The organism is Bifidobacterium sp. LH_450 (assembly GCF_056356715.1).
Map to the genome: position 1 here is coordinate 133,221 of NZ_JBKEUU010000002.1, position 19,901 is coordinate 153,121.

Here is a 19,901-nt window from a genome sequence, read left to right on the forward strand (position 1 = left end):
CGCTATAGCGCCGGTTCGGTATATTGGTGGACATGGCCGGGATGATCGCGAAGGAAGACATTGAAAAGGTGCGCGCGGCGGCGGACCTGTACGAAATCGTATCCGACACCGTGCTGCTCAAGGCATCCGGCGCCGGCTCCTTCACCGGCCTATGCCCGTTCCACGACGAGAAGACGCCGAGCTTCAACGTGCGGCCCGCGCTGGGCGTATGGCACTGCTTCGGCTGCGGCAAGGGCGGCGACGTCTTCAAGTACGTCGAGGAGCGCGAGAACATCGACTTCCGCGACGCGGTCGAGCTGCTGGCCGACAAATACCATATCGAGCTGCATTTCGACGAGGCCCAGGGCCGTGCCGAGCACCACGGCTCGAAGCGCGCCCGGCTGCTGGAGGCCAACGAGGAGGCCCAGCGGTTCTTCACCGGCCAGATCATGACGAAGGAAGCGCTCGCCGCCCGCAAGCTGCTCGGCGGCCGCGACTTCTCCCAGGCCGACTGCGAGCGGTTCGGCTGCGGCTACGCGCCCAAGGGCTGGGACAATCTCGTGCGGCACTTGGCGTCCAAGGGCTTCACGCAGCAGGAGATGCTGGACGCCGGCCTGGCCCGGCAGGGGCAGCGCGGGGTCTACGACTATTTCCGCGGCCGGGTCACCTGGCCGATCCGCGATTCGACCGGCCGCACGCTCGGATTCGGCGCCCGCAAGCTCTACGACGACGACGCCATCGCCTCCAAGTACATCAACACGCCGGATACGCAGCTGTACCGCAAGAACCAAGTGCTCTACGGCATCGATCTGGCCAAGCCGGCCATCGTCAAGAAGCGCCAAGTGGTCATCGTCGAAGGCTATACCGACGTCATGGCCATGCACCTGGCCGGCATTGACACGGCGGTCGCCACCTGCGGCACGGCGTTCGGCCCCGACCACGCCAAAATCGTGCGCCGGCTGATCGGCGACGACAAGATCGGCGCCATCCAGCTCATCGGGCCCACGAAGGTGGCCGGCCAGCCGCTGAGCTCGCGCGTCGTGTTCACGTTTGACGGCGACAAGGCGGGCCAGCATGCCGCGCTGCACGCCTTCGGGCTTGACACGGCCTTCCTGTCGCAGACGTTCGTCGCCGTCGCCCCCGACAACCTCGACCCGTGCGACCTGCGCATGGAACGCGGCGACGAGGCGGTACGCGCGCTCATCGAGAACCCGGGCCTCAAGCCGCTGTACGACTTCGTCATCGACACGGCCGTCGACCGGTTCGACACGTCGTACACGACCGGCCAGATGGGCGCGGTCAAGGCCGTCAGCCCGCTGGTCGCGCAAATCCGCGACAAGTCGCTGATGGACCTGTATATCCGCAAGGCCGCGCGCCGCATCGGCGTGGATCTCGACGTCATGCGCCGCGAAGTGAACCAGGCCCGCGCCTCGCTGCACGTGCGCAGCGAGGACGCCTACGCCCCGCGCCAGCGCTTCGCCGAGGCTTCGGGCAGCCAGCCGTCCTCGCCGGCCGTCAACCAGGCCGCCCTGCTGGCGCTGGCGGAAAAGGACGCGCGCGAACAGGGCTACTACCGCGTCGACGACCAGGTGTTCATGGCCGAACAGCAGTTCATGGCCACGCTCGTGCAGCTGCCGCTCGCCATCGACCCCCAGCTGTTCGGCATGCTGACGGTGAGCTGCTTCATCACCCCGGTGTTCCGCACGATGTTCCAGGCCGTCGCGGCGGCGGGTGGGCTGCCGGAGCCCGGCACGCCGGTCGGCCTGTGGCTGCACGCGCTGACGAAGGCAGGCGGCCCGACGCTCGAATCGGCCATCAACGAGCTGGCCGTCATGCCGCTGCCGCTGCCCGGCTCCCAGCAGCCGCAGGCGGCCGCCGGCCTCGAGCGCGACGGCAAGCCGGTCATGCTGCGCCAGCCCGACGACGCGGAACGCCAGTATGCGCGCGAACTGACCGGGCGCCTGCTCGACCTGGGCGTCATGCGCCGCATCGGCTCGATGAAGCGCCGCATGGCGCAGATGCCGGACGGCGACGCGAAGATCGCCGCGCTCGGCGAGCTGGCGCGCCTCGAACAGGAACGCGTCGCCCTGCGTTCCCAGACCTTCCAGTCATAGCCCGTCAAGGAAGCGTGCAGCGGGAAGCCGTTTGCGGCACGGCAACGCACGCACGTTGCCGAAGGCGGCATGGCCCCATATGAAGCGCCACGCATCGCTATCCCGTCTTGGCCTGTTGCGAGCGCAAACGCTAGGCATTTATTGAAGACGCGCTCTAAATCTTTGCGCTCTGAGACTGAAAAACGGCTTTGCGGGCGCCTTTTTGCGGCAAACGGGCGGTGAACACCCATCGGTGCCCCTAAAGTGGAAACTGGTTCGCCGGCAACGGCGGATCCAGGCCGTCTTCTCCGGCTCGCAGCATATGAAAGGGAAAGGGGCGCCGGCGTGAAAGGGCACGCCGGCGGCCAGGGGTAGCGTACCGGGGAGTACGGGGGAAGAGGCGATGCGTCATGAAGGTTGGCAATTGCATGCATAGGCTGGCGGTAGCTCTGGCCGTTGCGTTGCTCTGCGTTGCCGTGGCCTCTTCGGCGCCGCTGTCCGGCCCGGCAATCGAAGAGCCGGCATCCTCGACCACCAGCGTCATGTCCGACGATACGATGGCGACGACGCTCGCTTCCAGCGACGCCGACGAGCTCAAGCCGTCCACCGACCAGGGCGTCGCGTGGATGGACGCGGTCAATGCCAGCGTCGGCTTCGCGCGCGACGGCTCGCCGCACCGGCTTTCGAAGGCCGATTCGGCGCCCTATTCGAAAACGACATGGTGGACGGCGCCGGTCGCCGACGCAGACGGCAACGTCACGTCGGCGCAGCCTACCGACATGCAGGTGCTCAGCCCGGTCCCGGAAGGCGACTACGAGCTGTCCGCCTACTGTTCAGGCGCCGGCTCCTTCACGATCAGCATGGTCGTCGACGGCCAGGCGATGGATTCGTCCCAGATTTCCTGCGATGCCGCGATGCCGGCGTCGACGAGGGTGCCGCTCGAGGTGGACGAGTCGAGCGAGCAGCTGTCGGTGACGTTCGTGCCGTCGCCGACGACGCAGGCAGCCGCCGGCTTCTTCCTCAGCGACAGGGGGTAGACGGGCGGATAGGCAAGCCTCTTTCTTGACGACGGGGATAGGCGGCCATGCCGCGCGGGCCCGTCGTCTCCAGGGCGCTTCCTTCCGGAAAATAGTGAGCGGTGCGCGGCGCCTCTTAATCAAACGATTTTGCAAAATAGCGCCCATGCGGTTCGCCTGGAGAAAAGGTCGGGTGCAATCCCATATTTCCGTAAGCTTAACGTGGCTTAACGCTCGAAACCGTCGGAAAAGAACCACGCCGGAACCGTTGCAATGGCTGGGTTGTGTGTAGGATTGAGCTGTTTTGACGGTTTCTTTGCGGAGGGGCGGATGCGACGTCGGTTGCTGAATCTGCTGAGTAGCGAAACGATTCTCGTGGTTGCTACGGTGCTGGCGATCATCTCCTGTTTCATTGTGCATCCCGATGACGATTATTGGGGATACGTGCACGTTTCGACGATTGCGCAGCTGTGCTGCCTGATGCTCGTCGTCGTAGGGCTGCAGCGCATTGGCGTGTTCCGGATGGTGGGCTCGCGCCTGCTGCGCCGCGTCAGCACGGCGCGCGGACTGGTGCTTACCCTCCTGGCGCTCACGTTCTTCTCCGCGATGTTCATCACCAACGACGTGGCGCTCGTCACGTTCGTGCCCTTCGCGATAGCGGTGCTCAAAATGGCATGCATGGAGCGCTATACGGTGCTGGTGGGGGCGATGATGACGGTCGCCGCCAACGTCGGCAGCATGCTCACGCCCATTGGCAACGCGCACAACCTCTACCTCAAGGCCCTCACCGGGTATTCCACGTTCAGGTTCATCGGCATCATGGCGCCGTATTCGGCGCTGGCGGCGCTGTTGCTGGTCATCGTCACCTGCTTCGTGTTCCGCGGCAAGCCGGTATCGCAGTTCCGCGACCTGTCCGACGAAGGGTTCGAGGCCGGGGTGCTCGCGCCGAACCCCGAAGGCCACCAGCCGGACGAGATCCGCCTGGCCGGCTACGGTTCGTCGTATGGCGGCTGGCGCATCTGGGTATACCTGGCGCTCTTTCTCGTGTGCATCCTGACGGTCAGCGACCTCATCCCGCTGTGGGTCATGGTCGCCGTATGCGTCGTGGCGTTCCTGATTACCGATCCACGCGCCTTCCGCCATGTCGACTGGGGGCTGCCGCTGACGTTCATCATGTTCTTCATCTTCATCGGCAACATGCGCCGCGTGCCGGAATTCTGCGAGCTGGCGCAGGCCTTCGTCGGCCAGGAGCCGCTGCTGGTGGCCGTGGTGTCGAGCCAGGTCATTTCGAACGTGCCGACGACGCTGCTGCTCTCCGGCTTCAGCAGCCAGTACGTGCCGCTGATCATCGGCACGAACCTGGGCGGCATGGGCACGCTGATCGCCTCGATGGCGTCGCTGATCACCTACAAGTACGTCACCAAGTCGTACCCGAAGCAAAAGGGGCGGTATCTGGGCGTCTATTCCGCGGTGTCCTTCGCGTTCCTCATCGTGCTGGTGGCGCTGAGCTTTCTCATCGAATAGATAAGGTGCCCCAGGCCGGACTCGAACCGGCAACCGACGGATTAGAAGGCCGTTGCTCTATCCATTGAGCTACTGAGGCGCAACAGCCAAGTATGGCACTACCCGAGGATGGATGCAACCGCAGGATCGCCGCATCCCGGCGCCCCGGGCCTACCCAAGCGCCTGGCGGATCGCCGAGACGATGCCGGGCACCGTCATCGCGTAACGGTCGAGCAGGTGCGCCAGGCCGACGCGGTCGGTGAACTCCTTGCGGGCGCCGAAATTGAACGTCTTGACGCCGGCATCGGGCATTTCGTTGGCGTAGAACGCCGTCACCTTCTCGCCCCAGCCGCCTTCGAGCTGCCCGTCCTCGATCGTCACGACGACCTGGTGCGTGGCCGGCAGCCGGCGCAGCGTCGCCTCGTCGATCGCCGAGAACTGCAGCGGATCGATCCAGGTCGCGTGGACCGCCTCGTCGGCCATGCCGTCCGTTGCGCAGGCGCCCTGTGCGTCGCCCTCTTCCAGCGCGCGCACGACGCGGCCGGCGATGACCGACGCGTCCGACAGGCCGAGGATGGCGACGCGGGAGCCATGCTGCTTGACGGCATAGCGCGCGAACGGCTCGGGCCGGTCCGTCAGCCGCGCGTCGACGGCGGCCGCCACCTGCGCGGAGGGCTTGAGCTCGCCGGAGCGTTCGGCGTCCAGCGTCATCTGCCCGGGCACGCGGATCAGCACCGGCTTCGTATTGGCCAGCGACGTCGACCATTCGAGCATGCGCAGGAACATGCGGCCATTGGTCGGCGCCAGGCATGTCAATCCGGGGATGTTGCCGAACATGGCGATGTCGAATGCGCCGGAATGGGTGTTGTCGGCGTCGGACAGGCCGCCGCCGAACGACAGCAGCGTCACCGGCGTGGCGTTGAGCGACAGCTCCTGCTGGATCTGGTCGAAGGCGCGCTGGAAGAACGTGGCGCTTGTCGCCACGACCGGCCGGCCGCCTGCGCGGGCGATGCCCGATGCGTACGCCACCGCATGCTCCTCGGTGATGCCGGTATCGACGTAATGGCTGCCGGCCTGGCGGCGGAACGCGCGCGTGATGCCGTTGGAGCCCGGCGTCGCCGGGGAGATGACGACCAGGCCCGGCTCGTCGCCGAAGCGGCGCGACAGCGCGTCCATCGCCAGCTGGCCATAGTATTTGCGCGCGCCATGGGGGTGCGGGGCCGGCACGTCGGGGGCGCCCAGCGCATCCGCTCCGCGCAGCTCGCCTGCGGCGTCGCGCATGGCCTGCACGGCCGGGGCAGCCGGCGTAGCCGGCATGGAAGCGTCCTGGAGCGGATCCTGCCAGTGGTTGGCTTCGCAGCGGCCTTCCCGGTAGCCGGCGGCCACGTCGTCCGCGTCGGCGTCCATCCCCAGGCCCTTGCGCGTATGGATATGCAGCACGATCGGATGATCGATGTCCTTGACGTCGTCCAGCGCCTCGACGAGCGCGGCGACGTCGTTGCCGGCCTCGACATAGCGGTAGTCGAGCCCGAACGCCTCGAACAGGTTCGGTTCGGCCGTGCCGCCGGATTCGCGCATCCTGGCGAGGGTCGCGTACATGCCGCCATGGTTTTCGGCGATCGACATTTCGTTGTCGTTGAAGACGATGATGAGGTTGCCGCCCTGCTCGGCGGCGTTGTTGAGCCCCTCGAAGGCCACGGCCGAGCTCAGCGCGCCGTCGCCGATGACGGCGATGACGTTGCCGGTTTCGCACGCCTTGCCCGCGGCGCGCTCCATGTCGCGCTGCCGGGCCAGGCCGGTCGCCAGCGAAATGGACGTGCCGGTATGCCCGAGCACGAACTGGTCGTGCCCGCTTTCCTGCGGATTGGTGAAGCCGGTGACGTCGCCGAAACGCTCCGGGTCGAGGAACGCGGCGGCGCGGCCGGTCAGCATCTTGTGGACGTAGCTCTGGTGCGAGACGTCGAAGACGATGCGGTCATGCGGGGAATCGAAGACGCGGTGCAGCGCCACCGTCGCCTCGACGAGCCCGAGATTCGAGCCGATATGGCCGCCGTGCCGCTTGCCGAACGCCACGAGCGCTTCGCGGATCTGCCGGCACAGTTCCTCCAGCTGCGCGGCGTCGAGCCCCTTGACGTCCTGCGGGCCGCGGATCGACGCCAGCAGCGGCCAGCGTCCGGCTGCCGCTTCTGCCATTGCGTCCGATTGGCTGCCGTATTGCGCTGTCGTCATGCTGTATCGATCCTCACCGTACCGTTCGTCTCACCCGTCGTTCTGACGAGAATACTACGCCGTACCGTCCATAACGGCCCAGCCGCGCCATTCGCGTCCCATCGCGCCCATGCGTTTCCCCGCGGCATTTGGTAGTATTCTCGCCAGCACGGTGAACCATCCCTGCACGAAAGGCAAGCCAATGAAGGCCGTATACGCTGCATCCATCAATCCCGACGACCCGCTGGGAGCCCTGGCGGTGGGCGAGCGCCCCGAACCGCGGCTGCCCCAGTACTGGAGCGCCATCGACACCCAGGCCGTGTCGGTGAACCACCATGACATCTGGAGCCTCAAGGGCGTGGGGCTGCCGGCCAGCCGCCTGCCGATGATCCTCGGCACCGACGTGTGCGGCACGCTGCGGGAGACCCCTGAAGGGGACACGGGGCTCAAGGCCGGCGACGAGGTCGTCGCCTATACCGTCATCGGGCATGACGGTTCCGGCGTGGCGCCGGGGGAGCCCCGCTCCATCCTTTCGGAACGCTACCAGGGCACGATGGCGCAGGTCGCCGCGGTGCCCAGCGCCAACCTGTTTGCCAAGCCGGCGCATCTGTCCGCCCCCGAAGCGGCCGCGCTGGGCACCAGCTGGCTGACGGCCTACTCGATGCTCTTCAGGCAGGCCAATGTCGTTCCGGGCGATTCGGTACTCGTGCAGGGCGCCGGGGGAGGGGTGTCGAGCGCGGCGATCCAGATGGCCCACGCCGCCGGCCTGGCCGTCTACGCCACGTCGCGTTCGGAAAGCAAGCGGCGCCGGGCGCTCGACCTCGGCGCGGACATGGCGTTCGAGCCGGGAGCGCGCCTGCCGCGCAAGGTCGACGCCGTCATCGAGTCGGTCGGCGCCGCGACCTGGGCGCATTCGGTGCGCGCGGTGCGCCCGGGCGGCACGATCGTCGTATGCGGCGCCACGAGCGGCGATCAGCCGGGAGCCGAGCTGACGCGCATATTCTTCCAGGACATCCGCGTGGCGGGCAACACGATGGGTTCGCGCGGCGATTTCGCATCCATGCTGCGCCTCGTCGAGCACAGCGGCCTGCAGCCCGTCATCGACGCCGAATACCCGTTCGAGCAGGCGCGCCAGGCCTTTAGCAAGGTGCTCTCCGGCGACGTCTTCGGCAAGGTCGCGCTGCGGTTCTAGGGCGGCAGGAGCCGGCAGCCGCCTCCATGGACGCGCCAACGCGTTTGCCCCGCGCGGCGCGTACAGTGGTTCAGGTTGGTTTCGTTAGCGACGAAAGGTGACTATGGCATCGCACAGCAGCCCCGAAGTGGCCGTGATCATGGGTTCGGCCAGCGACTGGGAAACGATGAAGCACGCCTGCGAAATCCTCGACGATTTCGCCGTGCCGTATGAAAAGCAGGTGGTGTCGGCCCACCGCACCCCTGAACTGATGGCGGACTTCGCGCATGGCGCGCGTGGCCGCGGCATCAAGGTCATCATCGCCGGCGCCGGCGGCGCGGCGCATCTGCCGGGCATGGTGGCGGCGCAGACGACGCTGCCGGTCATCGGCGTGCCGGTCAAGTCCCGCGCCCTCAACGGGCTCGATTCGCTGCTGTCGATCGTGCAGATGCCGGGCGGCATTCCGGTGGCGACGACGGCGATCGGCAATTCGGGCGCGACGAATGCCGGCCTGCTGGCCGTGAGCATGCTGTCGATGGACGACGAGGCACTGGCCGGCAAGCTGCAGGCCTACCGCGACGGCCTCAAGGAGAAGGTGGCGCAGTCCAATGCCGAGCTTTGCTGAGGAAACGCGGTCGGGGGCGCGCACCCTGGCGCCGGGCGCGACGATCGGCATCGTCGGCGGCGGCCAGCTGGGCCGCATGATGGCCCTGTCCGCGAAGTACATGGGCTATCGCGTCGGCGTGCTGGACCCCACGCCCGATTGCCCGACCGCGCAGGTCGCCGATTTCCAGGTGACTGCCCCCTACGACGACCGCGAGGCCATCGCCGAACTGGCGCGTCGCAGCGACGTGCTGACCTATGAATTCGAGAACGTCGACGCCGACGCGCTCGACGAGGTGCGCGGCGACGTCGCCATCCCGCAGGGCACCGACTTGCTGCGCGTCACGCAAAACCGCATCGCGGAGAAGACCTTCATCAACGGCCATGGCGTGGCGACGGCGCCATGGGAGGAGGTATCCAGCCGGGCCGGACTCGAGGACGCGCTGGGGCGCATCGGCTATCCGGCGGTGCTCAAGACGGCCGAAGGCGGCTACGACGGCCATGGCCAGATCGTGCTGCACGGCCCGGAGGACCTGGCCGGCGTATGGCCGGACGACGCCTTTCCGCAGGCCGTGCTGGAAGGGTTCGTGGACTTCGCGTTCGAGGCGTCGGTGCTCGTGTGCGGCAACGGCTCGCAGTACGTGACGTTCCCGGTCGTCGAGAACATCCACCGCGACAACATCCTGCACGCCACGCTCGCCCCCGCCCGCATCGACGCCTCCATCGCCGAGCAGGCGCGCCAGCTGGCGCTGACGCTGGCCAGGGGCTTCGAACTGGCCGGCACGCTGGCCATCGAGCTGTTCGTCACGCCGTCGGGGAAGGTCATCGTCAACGAGCTGGCGCCCCGCCCGCACAATTCGGGCCACTACACGATCGAGGCATGCGACTTCGACCAGTTCGACGAGCATATCCGCGGCATCGCCGGGCTGCCGCTGCCCGAGCCGCAGCTGCTCGGGGACGCCGTCATGGTCAACGTGCTCGGCCAGCATGTCGCGCCGGTGCGCGAAGCCAGCCTCGAACACCCCGAATGGCACGTCCACGACTACGGCAAGGCCGACGTCAAGCACAACCGCAAGATGGGCCACGTCACCGTGCTGACGGACGACCCCAGGGCCACGCTGGCCTCGATGGAAGCCACCGGCTGCTGGAATGGCTGAATCCGGGAACTAGGCGGCCGATGGAACGCAATACGAAGCAGAAGGACGCCGTGCTCGAGGCGCTGCGGCATACCGGCGAATTCATGTCCGCCGCGCAGCTGCATGAGCGCCTCGGCGAACAGGGCACCTCCATCGGGCTGGCGACGGTATACCGCCAGCTCAACGCATTGGAGGACGCCGGCCTCGTCGACACGGTCCGGATGGACGGCGTCCAGCTGTTCCGGCTGTGCGGGAGCACCCACCATCACCACCTGGTATGCACCGGCTGCGGCAAGACGGTGGAAATCGACCCGCCGAGCGAAACATGGCTCAAGCGGGTCGCCGACCAGCACGGCTTCACCGTCCAGTCGCATACGCTGGAGGTCTTCGGCCTGTGCCTCGAATGCCGCCGGGGCGCGGCCCGCGGCACCGGCGATTGTGAGCCCGAAGGGCGCAACGGCTAGGCGCTGGCGGCTCCGTTCCTGCCTGTGCCGTTGCCGGACTGCCTGCCTGCGTCCCTGGCGTTTTCCTTGCCCGACTCGTCGCCGCCCTTGAGCGTGCCGAGCAGGCCCAGCGCCTCGCGGACCGTCAGGCCCGGCAGGTAGGCGCGCAGGATCGCCAGCGCAAGGTTCGGCAGCTTCGCCGGGTCCGCATAGCACAGGTACACCGGGTAGGCGGCCGGCTGGAACTTCTTCTTGAAGTTGAACAGCGACTTGAAGCCGTATTCCGGCTCGAGGAAGTTGGCCACCAGCGCCAGTGCATGCTGCAGCACAATCGTGCCCGACACGTTCGTATTGTCGTCGCTTGTGGCGTCCTCCTGGCTGTCGAGGCCGGCCAGCGGGGCGGCCGACAGGCTGACGAATTCGACGGCGTCGTTGGGGTTTTCCTCGCCCAGGTCGTGCATGCGCTGCGCCATGCGGGCGATCAGGAATTCCATGATGCCGTTGGGCGAATCCATGCGGTGGCGCATGAAGTCGAGCGTCCAGCCGACGACGCGCCCGTTGCGCCACGTGGGCAGCCAGCTGGTCACCCCCTGTACGGTGCCATCGGCGTCGATGGCATACAGCACCTTGACGCGCGGGTCCTTGAGCTCCTCCACGCCGCCGAGCGTGAACTTCATTTCCGGCAGCGCCTTGCCTTCGCTCCACTGTTCGGAAATCTCCTCGAACTGGTCCTGCACGTCGGCCGGGCATTCCTGCCAGGTGCAGAACTCGTCGGAAATCCCCTCCCTTTTCGCCTTGTTGATGGCGGTGCGGATGTCCTGCCACTTCTTGCCGGTGGTCTTCCAGGCCGCCGGGTCGATGACCATTTCCTCGCCGACCAGCAGCGAATGCCATCCCAGCGCCGACAGGTGGTCGCGCGCCTCCTGATGCACCGCGTAGAACACCGGCGTCCACGAATGCTCGTGGCAGAAGCGCGAGAACTCGTCGAGGTCGGCCATCCATTCGTCCGGGTCGCCGAACGGCCCGGTGGTGGTCAGCGCGATGCCGCCGCGCACGCGGTAGGCGATGGCCGAGCGGCCGGTGGCCGATAGCCAGTAGTCGTTGCCTTCCCAGGTCGTCATGAAGCTCATCGATTCGCCGCCGGCCTCCACGAGCGCCTCGGCCGCCTCCCGCTCGCGCCGGTCATGGTCGACCGACGTATGCAGCCATACGATCGAGGCGATGACCAGCACGAGCCAGAACACGATGCCGACGCCCTGGTACACGATCGAGGCAAGCGTCGTGGCCGGCATGAAGTCGAGCCTCGTGTCGGCCAGGAAGCCGATGGGCAGGAACCGGCACGGCAGCTCGGCGAGGATCTGCGCGAACGTCGGCCTGGGCGTGAAGCTCGAGGCGTTGAACAGCCCGTACAGCAGGTAGATGGCGGAGCATGCGGCCAGCGTGCCGATGACGATCGTGACGCCCAGCCGCATGGCCTTGTGGTCGGTGCGGATCGAGAAGGCCTTGATGTGGACGGCCGTGACGATGGCGAACGCCGCGGGCACCGCCGTGTTGACGATGCACGACCACAGCGCGGCCCTGGAGAACGCCTGCTGCGAGCCGTTGATGGTATAGGGGACCAGCAGGTAGTAGCACAGCGTGATCAGCGCCGAGGCTCCATAGAACACGATGGCGAACCACGCCGCCGTGCGCCGGCCCAGGTACATGCCCCATGCGATGACGAGCATGACGACCAGCGGCAGCAGCGAACGCAGGATGTCGCCCGGCATCGACGCGCGCGCCAGCTCGTACTGCGTGAAGCATCCCTCCATCGCCACGCCGTGCATGCAGGCGGCCAGCTTGCCAGAGTTGACCGATTCCGGGCTCATGATGAACGCCAGCGACGTCAACGGCCCGGCATGCGAACGCGACGTGGAGGCGACGAGGGGCCCCAGGGCCAGCACGATGCCGATGGCGCCGAGCGTATGGCGCGTCTCATACGACGAGGAATGCTGCCAGTTCCACTGGTCGGCATGGCTGGGCGCCCCGGCGATTGCGCGGCCGATCAGCTGGCCGATGATGGCCGCCATCAGCGTGCAGTAGTCGCCCGGATTGCCGCCGTACAGCAGCACGACGGCAATGGCGCAGTAGCCGATGATGCGGATACGCCGGCGCCACAGCTGGCCGGAGAAGCAGGTGGCGGCCATCAGCGCGCCGACGACGAGCATGACCGGGCTGAGGGTGAAGCTGATGCGGAAGACCTCGATCGAATTGGAGAACAGCGAGGAGATCCCCGCGCACAGCAGCAGTCCGAGCGCTACGCCACCGAACGCCGACGCCAGGCAGATGAACGTCGTGCGCACCCACCCGAGGATCGGCTCGGCCAGCCCCAGCACCAGCAGCATCAGCAGCGCCTCGACGATGAGCTGGAACGCCCCGCGCGTCAGGAACAGCGACGGAATGAGGCGGCCGAGGTCGAAATGCCCCAGGTCGCTTGACAGCTGCGCATAGGGCAGCGCCTTGTGCTGCACGGCATAGAACAGCCACCATAGCAGGTTCACGATGACGAATCCGGCCGTCACCCACAGCGCGAACGCCTGTTCGTGCGCCCACTGGCGCAGGTCGGCGGCCAGCTGCGCCCCGGCTGCCGACCGCATCCGGGGCCCGCGTTTCGTCGCTTCCATCTTCCCTCACCTCGTCTTGTCGTGTGTTTCCGGCATCCTGCCTTCACCTTACCGGGCCGGCGCCGCACAGGCCTCCGCGTTCGGCAGTTCGCTGAAGCGCCCCCGGCTTTTCGCAGGGCTTCAAGATTCCTTTGCGCCGGCGTTCGGGTTCCCCCAAGCCTGTGCGGTTTGTCGGCTTGTGAGGGAACAATGACGATGTTGACTTAACCATCATGTCCCAACAGGCCACAGCACAACGAACGGAAGATTGCGACGTGAATGCAGATCAGTCGGAACAGAACCCCGAAACGAATCCTGAAACGGACGGGCGCGACCATGCCCGCTCCAGCGCCTACGATCCCGTGGGCGTCGAATCGCTGGAAATCAAGACGGTGGCGCCGTCAACGGCACGCCGGCGCCGTGGGTGGGCGGTGCCCGGATGGCTGTACGGAGTGCTCTTCGTCGTCTTCGATTTCTGCTGCTTCGCCATGCTGCAGTGGGGCGTCTCTTCGGAAGCCGGCCGCGTCTCCGGCGCGTCCATTGCCTCGATGGGGCAGATGATCGAGAAGATGGGCTCGGGCAACTACGTGTTCCTGCTGAACCTGCTCATCATCGGCCTGGCATACCTGGCGGTGCTGATGGCGACGAACAGGTTCTGGGTGGCCACGCCGATCATGCTGTGCGTGTCGCTGGCCATCGCGGTGGCCGAGCATTTCAAGATCGAGGTGCGCTACGAGGCCATCCAGCCGGCCGACCTGAACTTCCTCGGCGGCAACGCCACCGAGATCGCCGGATTCATCCCCGACGACGGGGCGAAGGTCATCGGCATCGCCGTGGCGATCATGGTCGCGATCATCGCGCTTGCCGTGCTCATCAGCCATTTCGACCTGCGCCACGGCTCGATGGTGCGCATGTCCGGACGCGCCAAGCCGCTGGGCGCCATCGTGCGCCTGCTGCTCGTCGTGCTGCCGATCACGGCGCTGGGCATGTATACGCACGACGTCGGCACGACCGATTCATGGGCGTATCGGGTGTCGCGCGGCATGGGGGACACGCCCTCGATGTGGGACTCGGTCTACGACGCCCAGCGCAACGGGCCGATCCCGTCGTTCCTGCGCGCCGTCAACCCCAAGGTCATGGACGAGCCGGCCGGCTATTCCAAGGCCACGATGGAGGCGCTCGCCGACAAGTACGCGTCCGAAGCGGCGTCGATCAACGAATCGCGTACCGGCACGCTGACCGACAACACCGTCATCTGCATCCTGTCCGAAACGTTCTCCGATCCGGAAAACGTCCCCGGCATCACGCTCAACAAGGACCCGATCCCCAACGTGAGGGAAATCATGGGCGACACGACCAGCGGCAAGATGCTCTCCAGCGGCTACGGCGGCGGCACCGCCAACCTCGAGTACATGCAGCTGACCGGCCTGTCGATGGCGAACTTCGATTCGTCGCTCACGTCGCCGTACCAGCAGCTCGTGCCGGCTGCCAGCTGGACGCCGACGTTCAACCAGCTGTGGGGCTCGTCGACGGACTCGGTTGCGCTGCACCCCTATGAGGCATCGATGTACTCGCGCGAAACGAACTACGTCAAGTTCGGCTTCTCGAAGTTCTATGCGCTTTCGGGCGGTACCGGCAAGATCTCCCACACCGACAGGATCGACGATTCGCCGTACGTATCCGACGAATCGGCGTACAAGAGCACGCTTGAGCAGGTCGAGTCGTCCGATTCGAACCAGTTCATCCAGCTGATGACGATGCAGAACCACATGCCGTATACGAAGTGGTACAAGGACAACGAATACAAGGTGACGAGCGCCGAAGCGTCCGGCCTGAAGGACTCCGAGGTGTCGTCGATCGAAACGTACGCGAAGGGGCTGAGCTATACCGACGAAGCCACCGCCGATTTCCTCGAGGAGCTCGACCGGATCGACAAGCCGATCACCGTCGTCTTCTACGGCGACCATCTGCCCGGCATCTACAAGACGGCCGGCGAGGATTCGTCCAATTCGATTGCGCTGCACGAAACCGACTACTTCATCTGGTCCAACAAGGCGTCCGGCAACCAGGGGCGCACGATTTCGGACGCCGCCTACACGTCGCCGAACTTCTTCATGGCGCAGGCCGCCGACCAGATGGACGCGAAGGTCTCGCCGTACCTGGCCTTCCTGACCGAACTGCACGAGAAGGTCGCGGCGATGGAGCCTCCGGTCGTCAACACGATCCAGGGCTGGGACCGCATTCCGGCAGGCAGCGCGATCTACCTCAACCAGGAGGGCGAGCAGATGTCCTACGGCTCGCTCGACGATGACGCGAAGCAGCTGCTGGAAGACTACAAGCTGATCCAGTACGACATCACGGCCGGCGAGCACTACCTGAAGGATACGTCTTTCATGGCGCTGCCCGACAACGCCGGCACGATGTAGCGTCGCGCCAAGCCCGACGCCCCTGGAGACAGGGGCGTTTCCAGTTTGGGCTGTGGACTCAGGAGACCAGGGCCCCAACGCCCCTGAAGACAGGGGTGTTTCTTTTTTCTGTGGGAGAATGCCAAAACGTTTTATCATTTTTCCGCGTTTCCCCGGCAGGCGAGCGGTATCGTGAAAGCTGTACGCATTCGAAGGCTACCCCGCGTGCGGCGCATCCCTGTTGCGGCATCATCGCCGCGGCCCGCTGCACGGGGGCTGCCGGACTGATTGAGCTTCGCCGTCCGGCAGCGTCCAAAGGAGGACTGATGGTAGAGAAAATCATTCTTGACTGCGATCCCGGCCACGACGACGCCGTGGCGCTGCTGCTCGCTGTCGCGAACCCGGCGATCGAGCTGGTCGGCGTGACGACGGTCGGCGGCAACGCCGCGCTTGAGAAGTGCACGTACAACGCGCGCGCATGCCTCGAGCAGTATGGCGCCACCGATGTCCCCGTCCATGCGGGCTGCGACCGTCCGCTCGTCCATCCGCTGGAAGTCGCCGACTACGTGCATGGCGAGACCGGCCTGGACGGAGCCGAACTGCCGGTGCCGACGCGTCCGCTGGATGAAGGGCACGCCGTCAACTGGATCATCGACACGATCATGAACAATCCGCCGAAGACGATCACGCTGGTGCCGACCGGCCCGTTGACGAACATCGCGATGGCGATGCGGCTGGAGCCGCGCATCGTCGAGCGCGTCAAGCAGGTCGTGCTGATGGGCGGCGGCTACCACACCGGCAACTGGTCCGCCGTCGCGGAATTCAATGTCAAGACGGATCCGGAAGCCGCGCACATCGTCTTCGCCGAAAAGGGCTGGCCAGTGACGATGATCGGGCTGGACCTGACCCACCAGGCGCTGTGCACGCCGGAAGTGCAGGCGAAGATCGACGAGATCGGCACGCCGACGGCCAAGTTCGTCAGCGACCTGATGGACTACTTCCGCAAGTCATACCAGGATGCCGAGGAATTCGTCGACCCGCCGGTCCACGACCCGTGCACGGTGGCGTACCTGATTGACCCGAGCGTCATCACGACGCGGCGTGCGCCGGTGGAGGTCGAGCTGCGCGGCGACCTGACCGTCGGCATGACCGTCGCCGACCTGCGCGGACTGGAGCCCAGCCCCGAGGAATGCAATACGCAGGTGGCCGTCAAGCTGGACTTCGACAAGTTCTGGAACCTGGTCATCGACGCCGTCAAGCGCATCGGCTGATATCGGTCCCTGGGAATCGTGAAGCGGGGCTCCGGAGTCAATCCGGAGCCCCGCTTCACGTCGTGGCGCAGCCGGTTTCCGTACGGCTGGCCTGTGCGCGGCCGCGCGTCATTTGCCGGTCGCGCTGCCGGCGGCCAGCATCTGCACGAACATCGAGCTGGTCTGCTTGAAGTCGCTGGGCAGCACGACGGTGGAGGAGCGGCCGTCCTTGGCGAATTCGCCCATCATGTCGGTCCACTGGGTGAAGGCGAACAGCTCGTTGGCCTCCTGCGGCGTGACGCCGGCTTCCTGGATCGTCGCCAGCGAATCCTTGATGCCTTCGGCGATTGCCTTGCGCTGCTCGGCGATGCCTCGGCCCGCTTCCTTCATCGCGTCGGCCTTCGCCGTCGCGTCGGTGACGACGCGGATCTTCTCGGCTTCGGCGCGCGACTGCGTGGCGATCTTCTCGCGCTCGGCGGCGTTGATCGAGTTCATCGCCGCCTCGACGTCCTGCGGCAGCCCGATCGACTGGATCAGCGTGCCGACGACCTCGAATCCGTACTGGATCATATGGTCGGCCACCTTGCGGCGCACGCTTTCGGCAATCGCGTCCTTCTCGTCGAATACCGAGTCGAGGTCGAACTGGGGGATCGTCGAGCGCAACGCGTCGACGATGTAGCTCTTCATCTGGTCCTCGGGGTCGGCCAGCGCGTAGAAGCTGCGGTAGATGCCGGAATCCTGGATGGAGCGGCCCGGGTACTGCGAGACGCGGTACTGCACGGCGACGGTCATGCGGATCGTCACGTTGTCCCGCGTCTTGGCGGACAGCTCGAAGATGTCCTGCAGCGTGCGCAGCTCCACCTTCTTGCTGATCTTGTCGACCAGCGGGATGCGCATGTGGATGCCGGCGCCCACGATGCGGTGGAACTTGCCGAACCGCTCGATGATGTCGGCCGTCTGCTGCTGGACGATGAACACGCCGCAGCACAGCAGCACCAGGATGACGATGACCAGGATCACGATTGGCATGGGTTCCCTCTTCTCTCTGTCGATGCCGTCAGGCGAGCGCCTTGGCGCCGATGTCGTGCCGGTAGAACAGGCCGGGCGTCTCTACGGCGTCCAGCATGGCGTAGGCCTTTTCCTGGGCGGCCGCGATCGTCGGCGCGTTCACTTCCAGCAGCATGACGCGGCCCGAATTGGCGGCCAGCTTGCCGTCGTCGTCGAACCCGACGCCGGCATAGTAGACGTGGCTGTCGTCGTCCGTCGCGATGGCCGGGATGGGGGCGCCCTTGACGACGTCGCCGGGGTAGCCGTCGGAGGCGAGCACGACGCCCAGCGTGGCGTTGTCCGCATCCCACGCGAATTCCGGCGTGCCGCCGTCGAGCAGCGCGGCGATGGCGGCGCCGAGGTCGCTGGTGAGCTTCGGGAGCACCACTTCGGTTTCCGGGTCGCCGAAACGCGCGTTGAATTCGATGACCTTCGGGCCGTCAGCCGTGGCGATCAGCCCGGCGTACAGGATGCCGGCAAACGGCGTGCCTTCGGCCGCCATCGCCTCGACGGTGGGCTTCACGATCGTGTCGATGGCCTCGTCGACGACGGACTGCGGGATCTGCGGCACGGGGGAGTAGGCGCCCATGCCGCCGGTGTTCGGGCCCTCGTCGTTGTCGTAGGCGCGCTTGTGGTCCTGGCTGATCGGCATCGGGTAGAAATCGGTGCCGTTGACGAAGCTCATCAGCGAGAACTCCTGGCCGTCGAGGAACTCCTCGATGACGACCTTGGCGCCGGAGGCGCCGAACTTGTGATCCACGAAGATGTCGTCGAGCGCGGCGATGGCCGTGTCCTCGTCCATCGCGACGGTGACGCCCTTGCCTGCGGCCAGGCCGTCGGCCTTGATGACGATGGGGGCGCCCTGCTCCTTGACGTAGGCGATGGCCGGCTCCAGCTCGCTGAACGTGCGGTAGTTCGCAGTCGGGATGCCGTGGCGCGCCATCAGCTGCTTGGCGAAGTCCTTCGACCCCTCGATCTGCGCGGCCGCCTTCGTCGGGCCGAACGCCTTGATGCCGGCCTTGGCGAACGTGTCGACGATGCCTTCGATGAGCGGCACTTCCGGGCCGACGAACACCCAGTCGATGCCGTTGGCGCGCACGAAGTCGATCAGCGCGGCCTGGTTGGACGGGTTGATCTGCACGACGCGGATGCCGTCGCCTTCCATGCCCGGATTGCCCGGGGCGACCGCGACTTCGTCGACCGAGCCGCCCTTGAGCAGCGTGTGGGCGATGGCGTGCTCGCGCGCGCCCGAACCGATAACCAAAACCTTCTGTCCCATGTTCCTCACTTCTTTCCTGGTAGAGCCATCCGGATGTCAGCGCAGCTCGACGTCGGCGCCTTCGTTGGCGATGATCTCGCCGATGCGCACGCCCGTTTCCCCGTTGGCTTCCAGCAGCGCGAGCGTTTCGTCGGCGCGGTCGGCCGGCACGGCGACGACCATGCCGATGCCCATGTTGAACACGTTGAACATCTCGTCGTGGTCGATGCCGCCGGCGCGCTCAATCAGGCCGAAGACCGGCGGGACCTGCCACGCGCCGCGCTCGATCCTGGCGGCCAGGCCGTCGGGGATCATGCGGGGGACGTTCTCGATGAAGCCGCCGCCGGTGATGTGGGCGACGCCCTTGACGACGCCGGCCTCGAACAGCGGCTTGAGCGTCTTGACGTAGATCTTCGTGGGGGTCAGCAGCGTTTCGCCGATGGTGGCGCCGCCGAGCTCGGCCGGCGCATCGTCGATGGCATAGCCGCCCTGCTCGAACAGGGCCTTGCGCACCAGCGAGAAGCCATTGGAATGCACGCCCGAGGAGGGCAGCCCGATCAGCACGTCGCCTTCGACGATGCCCGAGCCGTCGACGATCGCCGACTTCTCGGCCACGCCGACGGCAAAGCCCGCAAGGTCGTATTCGTCTTCGTCGTACATGCCCGGCATCTCGGCGGTTTCGCCGCCGATCAGGCCGGCTTCGGCCTCGATGCAGCCGTCCGCCACGCCGGCGACGACCTGCTCGAGCATGGCCGGGTCGTTCTTGCCGCAGGCGATGTAGTCGAGGAAGAACAGCGGCTGGGCGCCCTGGGCGGCGATGTCGTTGACGCACATCGCCACGACGTCGATGCCGACGGTGTCGTGCTTGCCGGCCATCTTGGCGACCAGCAGCTTCGTGCCGACGCCATCGGTGCCGGACACCAGCACAGGTTCCCTATAGCCAAGCGACGCGAGGTCGAACAGGCCGCCGAAGCCGCCGATGCCGCCCACGACGCCGGGGCGCTGGGTGCGGGCGACGTGCGACTTGATGCGCTTGACCACTTCATAACCTGCTTCGACGCTGACGCCAGCGTCCTCATATGTCTGGGGCATTGCTGCAAGCCTTTCTGTATGTTCGGTTGGTTGGGGTAAATCTTGGGGAAACGAA

The 19,901-nt window shown here is 66.3% G+C and carries 14 protein-coding genes and 1 tRNA gene; 9 read left to right on the plus strand and 6 right to left on the minus strand.

Annotated features, from left to right (window positions below; all coding sequences use genetic code 11):
* The first annotated feature begins 32 nt into the window (after positions 1–32).
* The 3 genes from dnaG (at position 33) to AC1AXT_RS03150 (ending at position 4,612) form a co-directional block, all read left to right on the plus strand.
* Entirely contained in the window at positions 33–2,093 is a 2,061-nt protein-coding gene (gene dnaG / locus AC1AXT_RS03140) for a DNA primase (RefSeq protein ID WP_476562927.1), read from the plus strand.
* A 407-nt stretch (positions 2,094–2,500) separates the two neighbouring features.
* Positions 2,501–3,109: a hypothetical protein gene (locus tag AC1AXT_RS03145; protein WP_476552846.1), complete on the plus strand. Its 609-nt coding sequence runs from the start codon at positions 2,501–2,503 to the stop codon at positions 3,107–3,109.
* Between the two features lie 309 nt (positions 3,110–3,418).
* Positions 3,419–4,612: an SLC13 family permease gene (locus AC1AXT_RS03150; protein WP_476539104.1), complete on the plus strand. Its 1,194-nt coding sequence runs from the start codon at positions 3,419–3,421 to the stop codon at positions 4,610–4,612.
* A 6-nt stretch (positions 4,613–4,618) separates the two neighbouring features.
* Here the strand turns inward: AC1AXT_RS03150 and AC1AXT_RS03155 are convergent.
* Positions 4,619–4,691, minus strand: a tRNA-Arg gene (locus AC1AXT_RS03155).
* A 71-nt stretch (positions 4,692–4,762) separates the two neighbouring features.
* A complete protein-coding gene (locus AC1AXT_RS03160) occupies positions 4,763–6,784 on the minus strand; it encodes a 1-deoxy-D-xylulose-5-phosphate synthase (RefSeq protein ID WP_476540451.1) in 2,022 nt (673 codons plus the stop codon).
* 217 nt (positions 6,785–7,001) lie between these two features.
* On the opposite strand from AC1AXT_RS03160, the gene AC1AXT_RS03165 reads away from it, so the two are divergent.
* The 4 genes from AC1AXT_RS03165 (at position 7,002) to AC1AXT_RS03180 (ending at position 10,173) form a co-directional block, all read left to right on the plus strand.
* Positions 7,002–7,991 (plus strand): zinc-binding dehydrogenase, encoded by a 990-nt coding sequence (locus tag AC1AXT_RS03165; protein WP_476539105.1) that lies wholly within the window; start codon positions 7,002–7,004, stop codon positions 7,989–7,991.
* A gap of 103 nt (positions 7,992–8,094) precedes the next feature.
* Positions 8,095–8,595, plus strand: a complete 501-nt coding sequence (purE, locus tag AC1AXT_RS03170) for a 5-(carboxyamino)imidazole ribonucleotide mutase (RefSeq protein ID WP_476539106.1) — start codon at positions 8,095–8,097, stop codon at positions 8,593–8,595.
* Positions 8,579–9,730: a 5-(carboxyamino)imidazole ribonucleotide synthase gene (gene purK / locus AC1AXT_RS03175; protein ID WP_476539107.1), complete on the plus strand. Its 1,152-nt coding sequence runs from the start codon at positions 8,579–8,581 to the stop codon at positions 9,728–9,730. The genes purE and purK overlap by 17 nt, the downstream gene beginning before the upstream one ends.
* 20 nt (positions 9,731–9,750) lie before the next feature.
* Entirely contained in the window at positions 9,751–10,173 is a 423-nt protein-coding gene (locus AC1AXT_RS03180) for a Fur family transcriptional regulator (protein ID WP_476539108.1), read from the plus strand.
* Here the strand turns inward: AC1AXT_RS03180 and AC1AXT_RS03185 are convergent.
* Entirely contained in the window at positions 10,170–12,815 is a 2,646-nt protein-coding gene (locus AC1AXT_RS03185) for a bifunctional lysylphosphatidylglycerol flippase/synthetase MprF (protein WP_476539109.1), read from the minus strand. The genes AC1AXT_RS03180 and AC1AXT_RS03185 overlap by 4 nt on opposite strands.
* A gap of 254 nt (positions 12,816–13,069) precedes the next feature.
* Here AC1AXT_RS03185 and AC1AXT_RS03190 point away from each other — a divergent pair, with 254 nt between their 5' ends.
* Positions 13,070–15,220, plus strand: coding sequence for an LTA synthase family protein (locus AC1AXT_RS03190; protein ID WP_476539110.1), 2,151 nt, complete (start codon positions 13,070–13,072; stop codon positions 15,218–15,220).
* Positions 15,221–15,525: 305 nt separating this feature from the next.
* Positions 15,526–16,470, plus strand: a complete 945-nt coding sequence (uriH, locus tag AC1AXT_RS03195; protein ID WP_476539111.1) for a uridine-preferring nucleoside hydrolase UriH — start codon at positions 15,526–15,528, stop codon at positions 16,468–16,470.
* A 108-nt stretch (positions 16,471–16,578) separates the two neighbouring features.
* Here uriH and AC1AXT_RS03200 read toward each other — a convergent pair whose 3' ends face one another.
* From AC1AXT_RS03200 to purM, 3 genes are read right to left on the minus strand one after another with little or no spacing between them, the layout of a single operon-like run.
* Positions 16,579–17,478: an SPFH domain-containing protein gene (locus AC1AXT_RS03200; protein WP_476539112.1), complete on the minus strand. Its 900-nt coding sequence runs from the start codon at positions 17,476–17,478 to the stop codon at positions 16,579–16,581.
* A 28-nt stretch (positions 17,479–17,506) separates the two neighbouring features.
* Positions 17,507–18,775: a phosphoribosylamine--glycine ligase gene (gene purD, locus AC1AXT_RS03205; protein ID WP_476539113.1), complete on the minus strand. Its 1,269-nt coding sequence runs from the start codon at positions 18,773–18,775 to the stop codon at positions 17,507–17,509.
* A gap of 36 nt (positions 18,776–18,811) precedes the next feature.
* Positions 18,812–19,846 carry a phosphoribosylformylglycinamidine cyclo-ligase gene (gene purM, locus AC1AXT_RS03210; protein WP_476539114.1) on the minus strand — a complete coding sequence of 345 codons (1,035 nt, stop codon included), beginning with the start codon at positions 19,844–19,846 and terminating at the stop codon, positions 18,812–18,814.
* Positions 19,847–19,901: the final 55 nt, after the last annotated feature.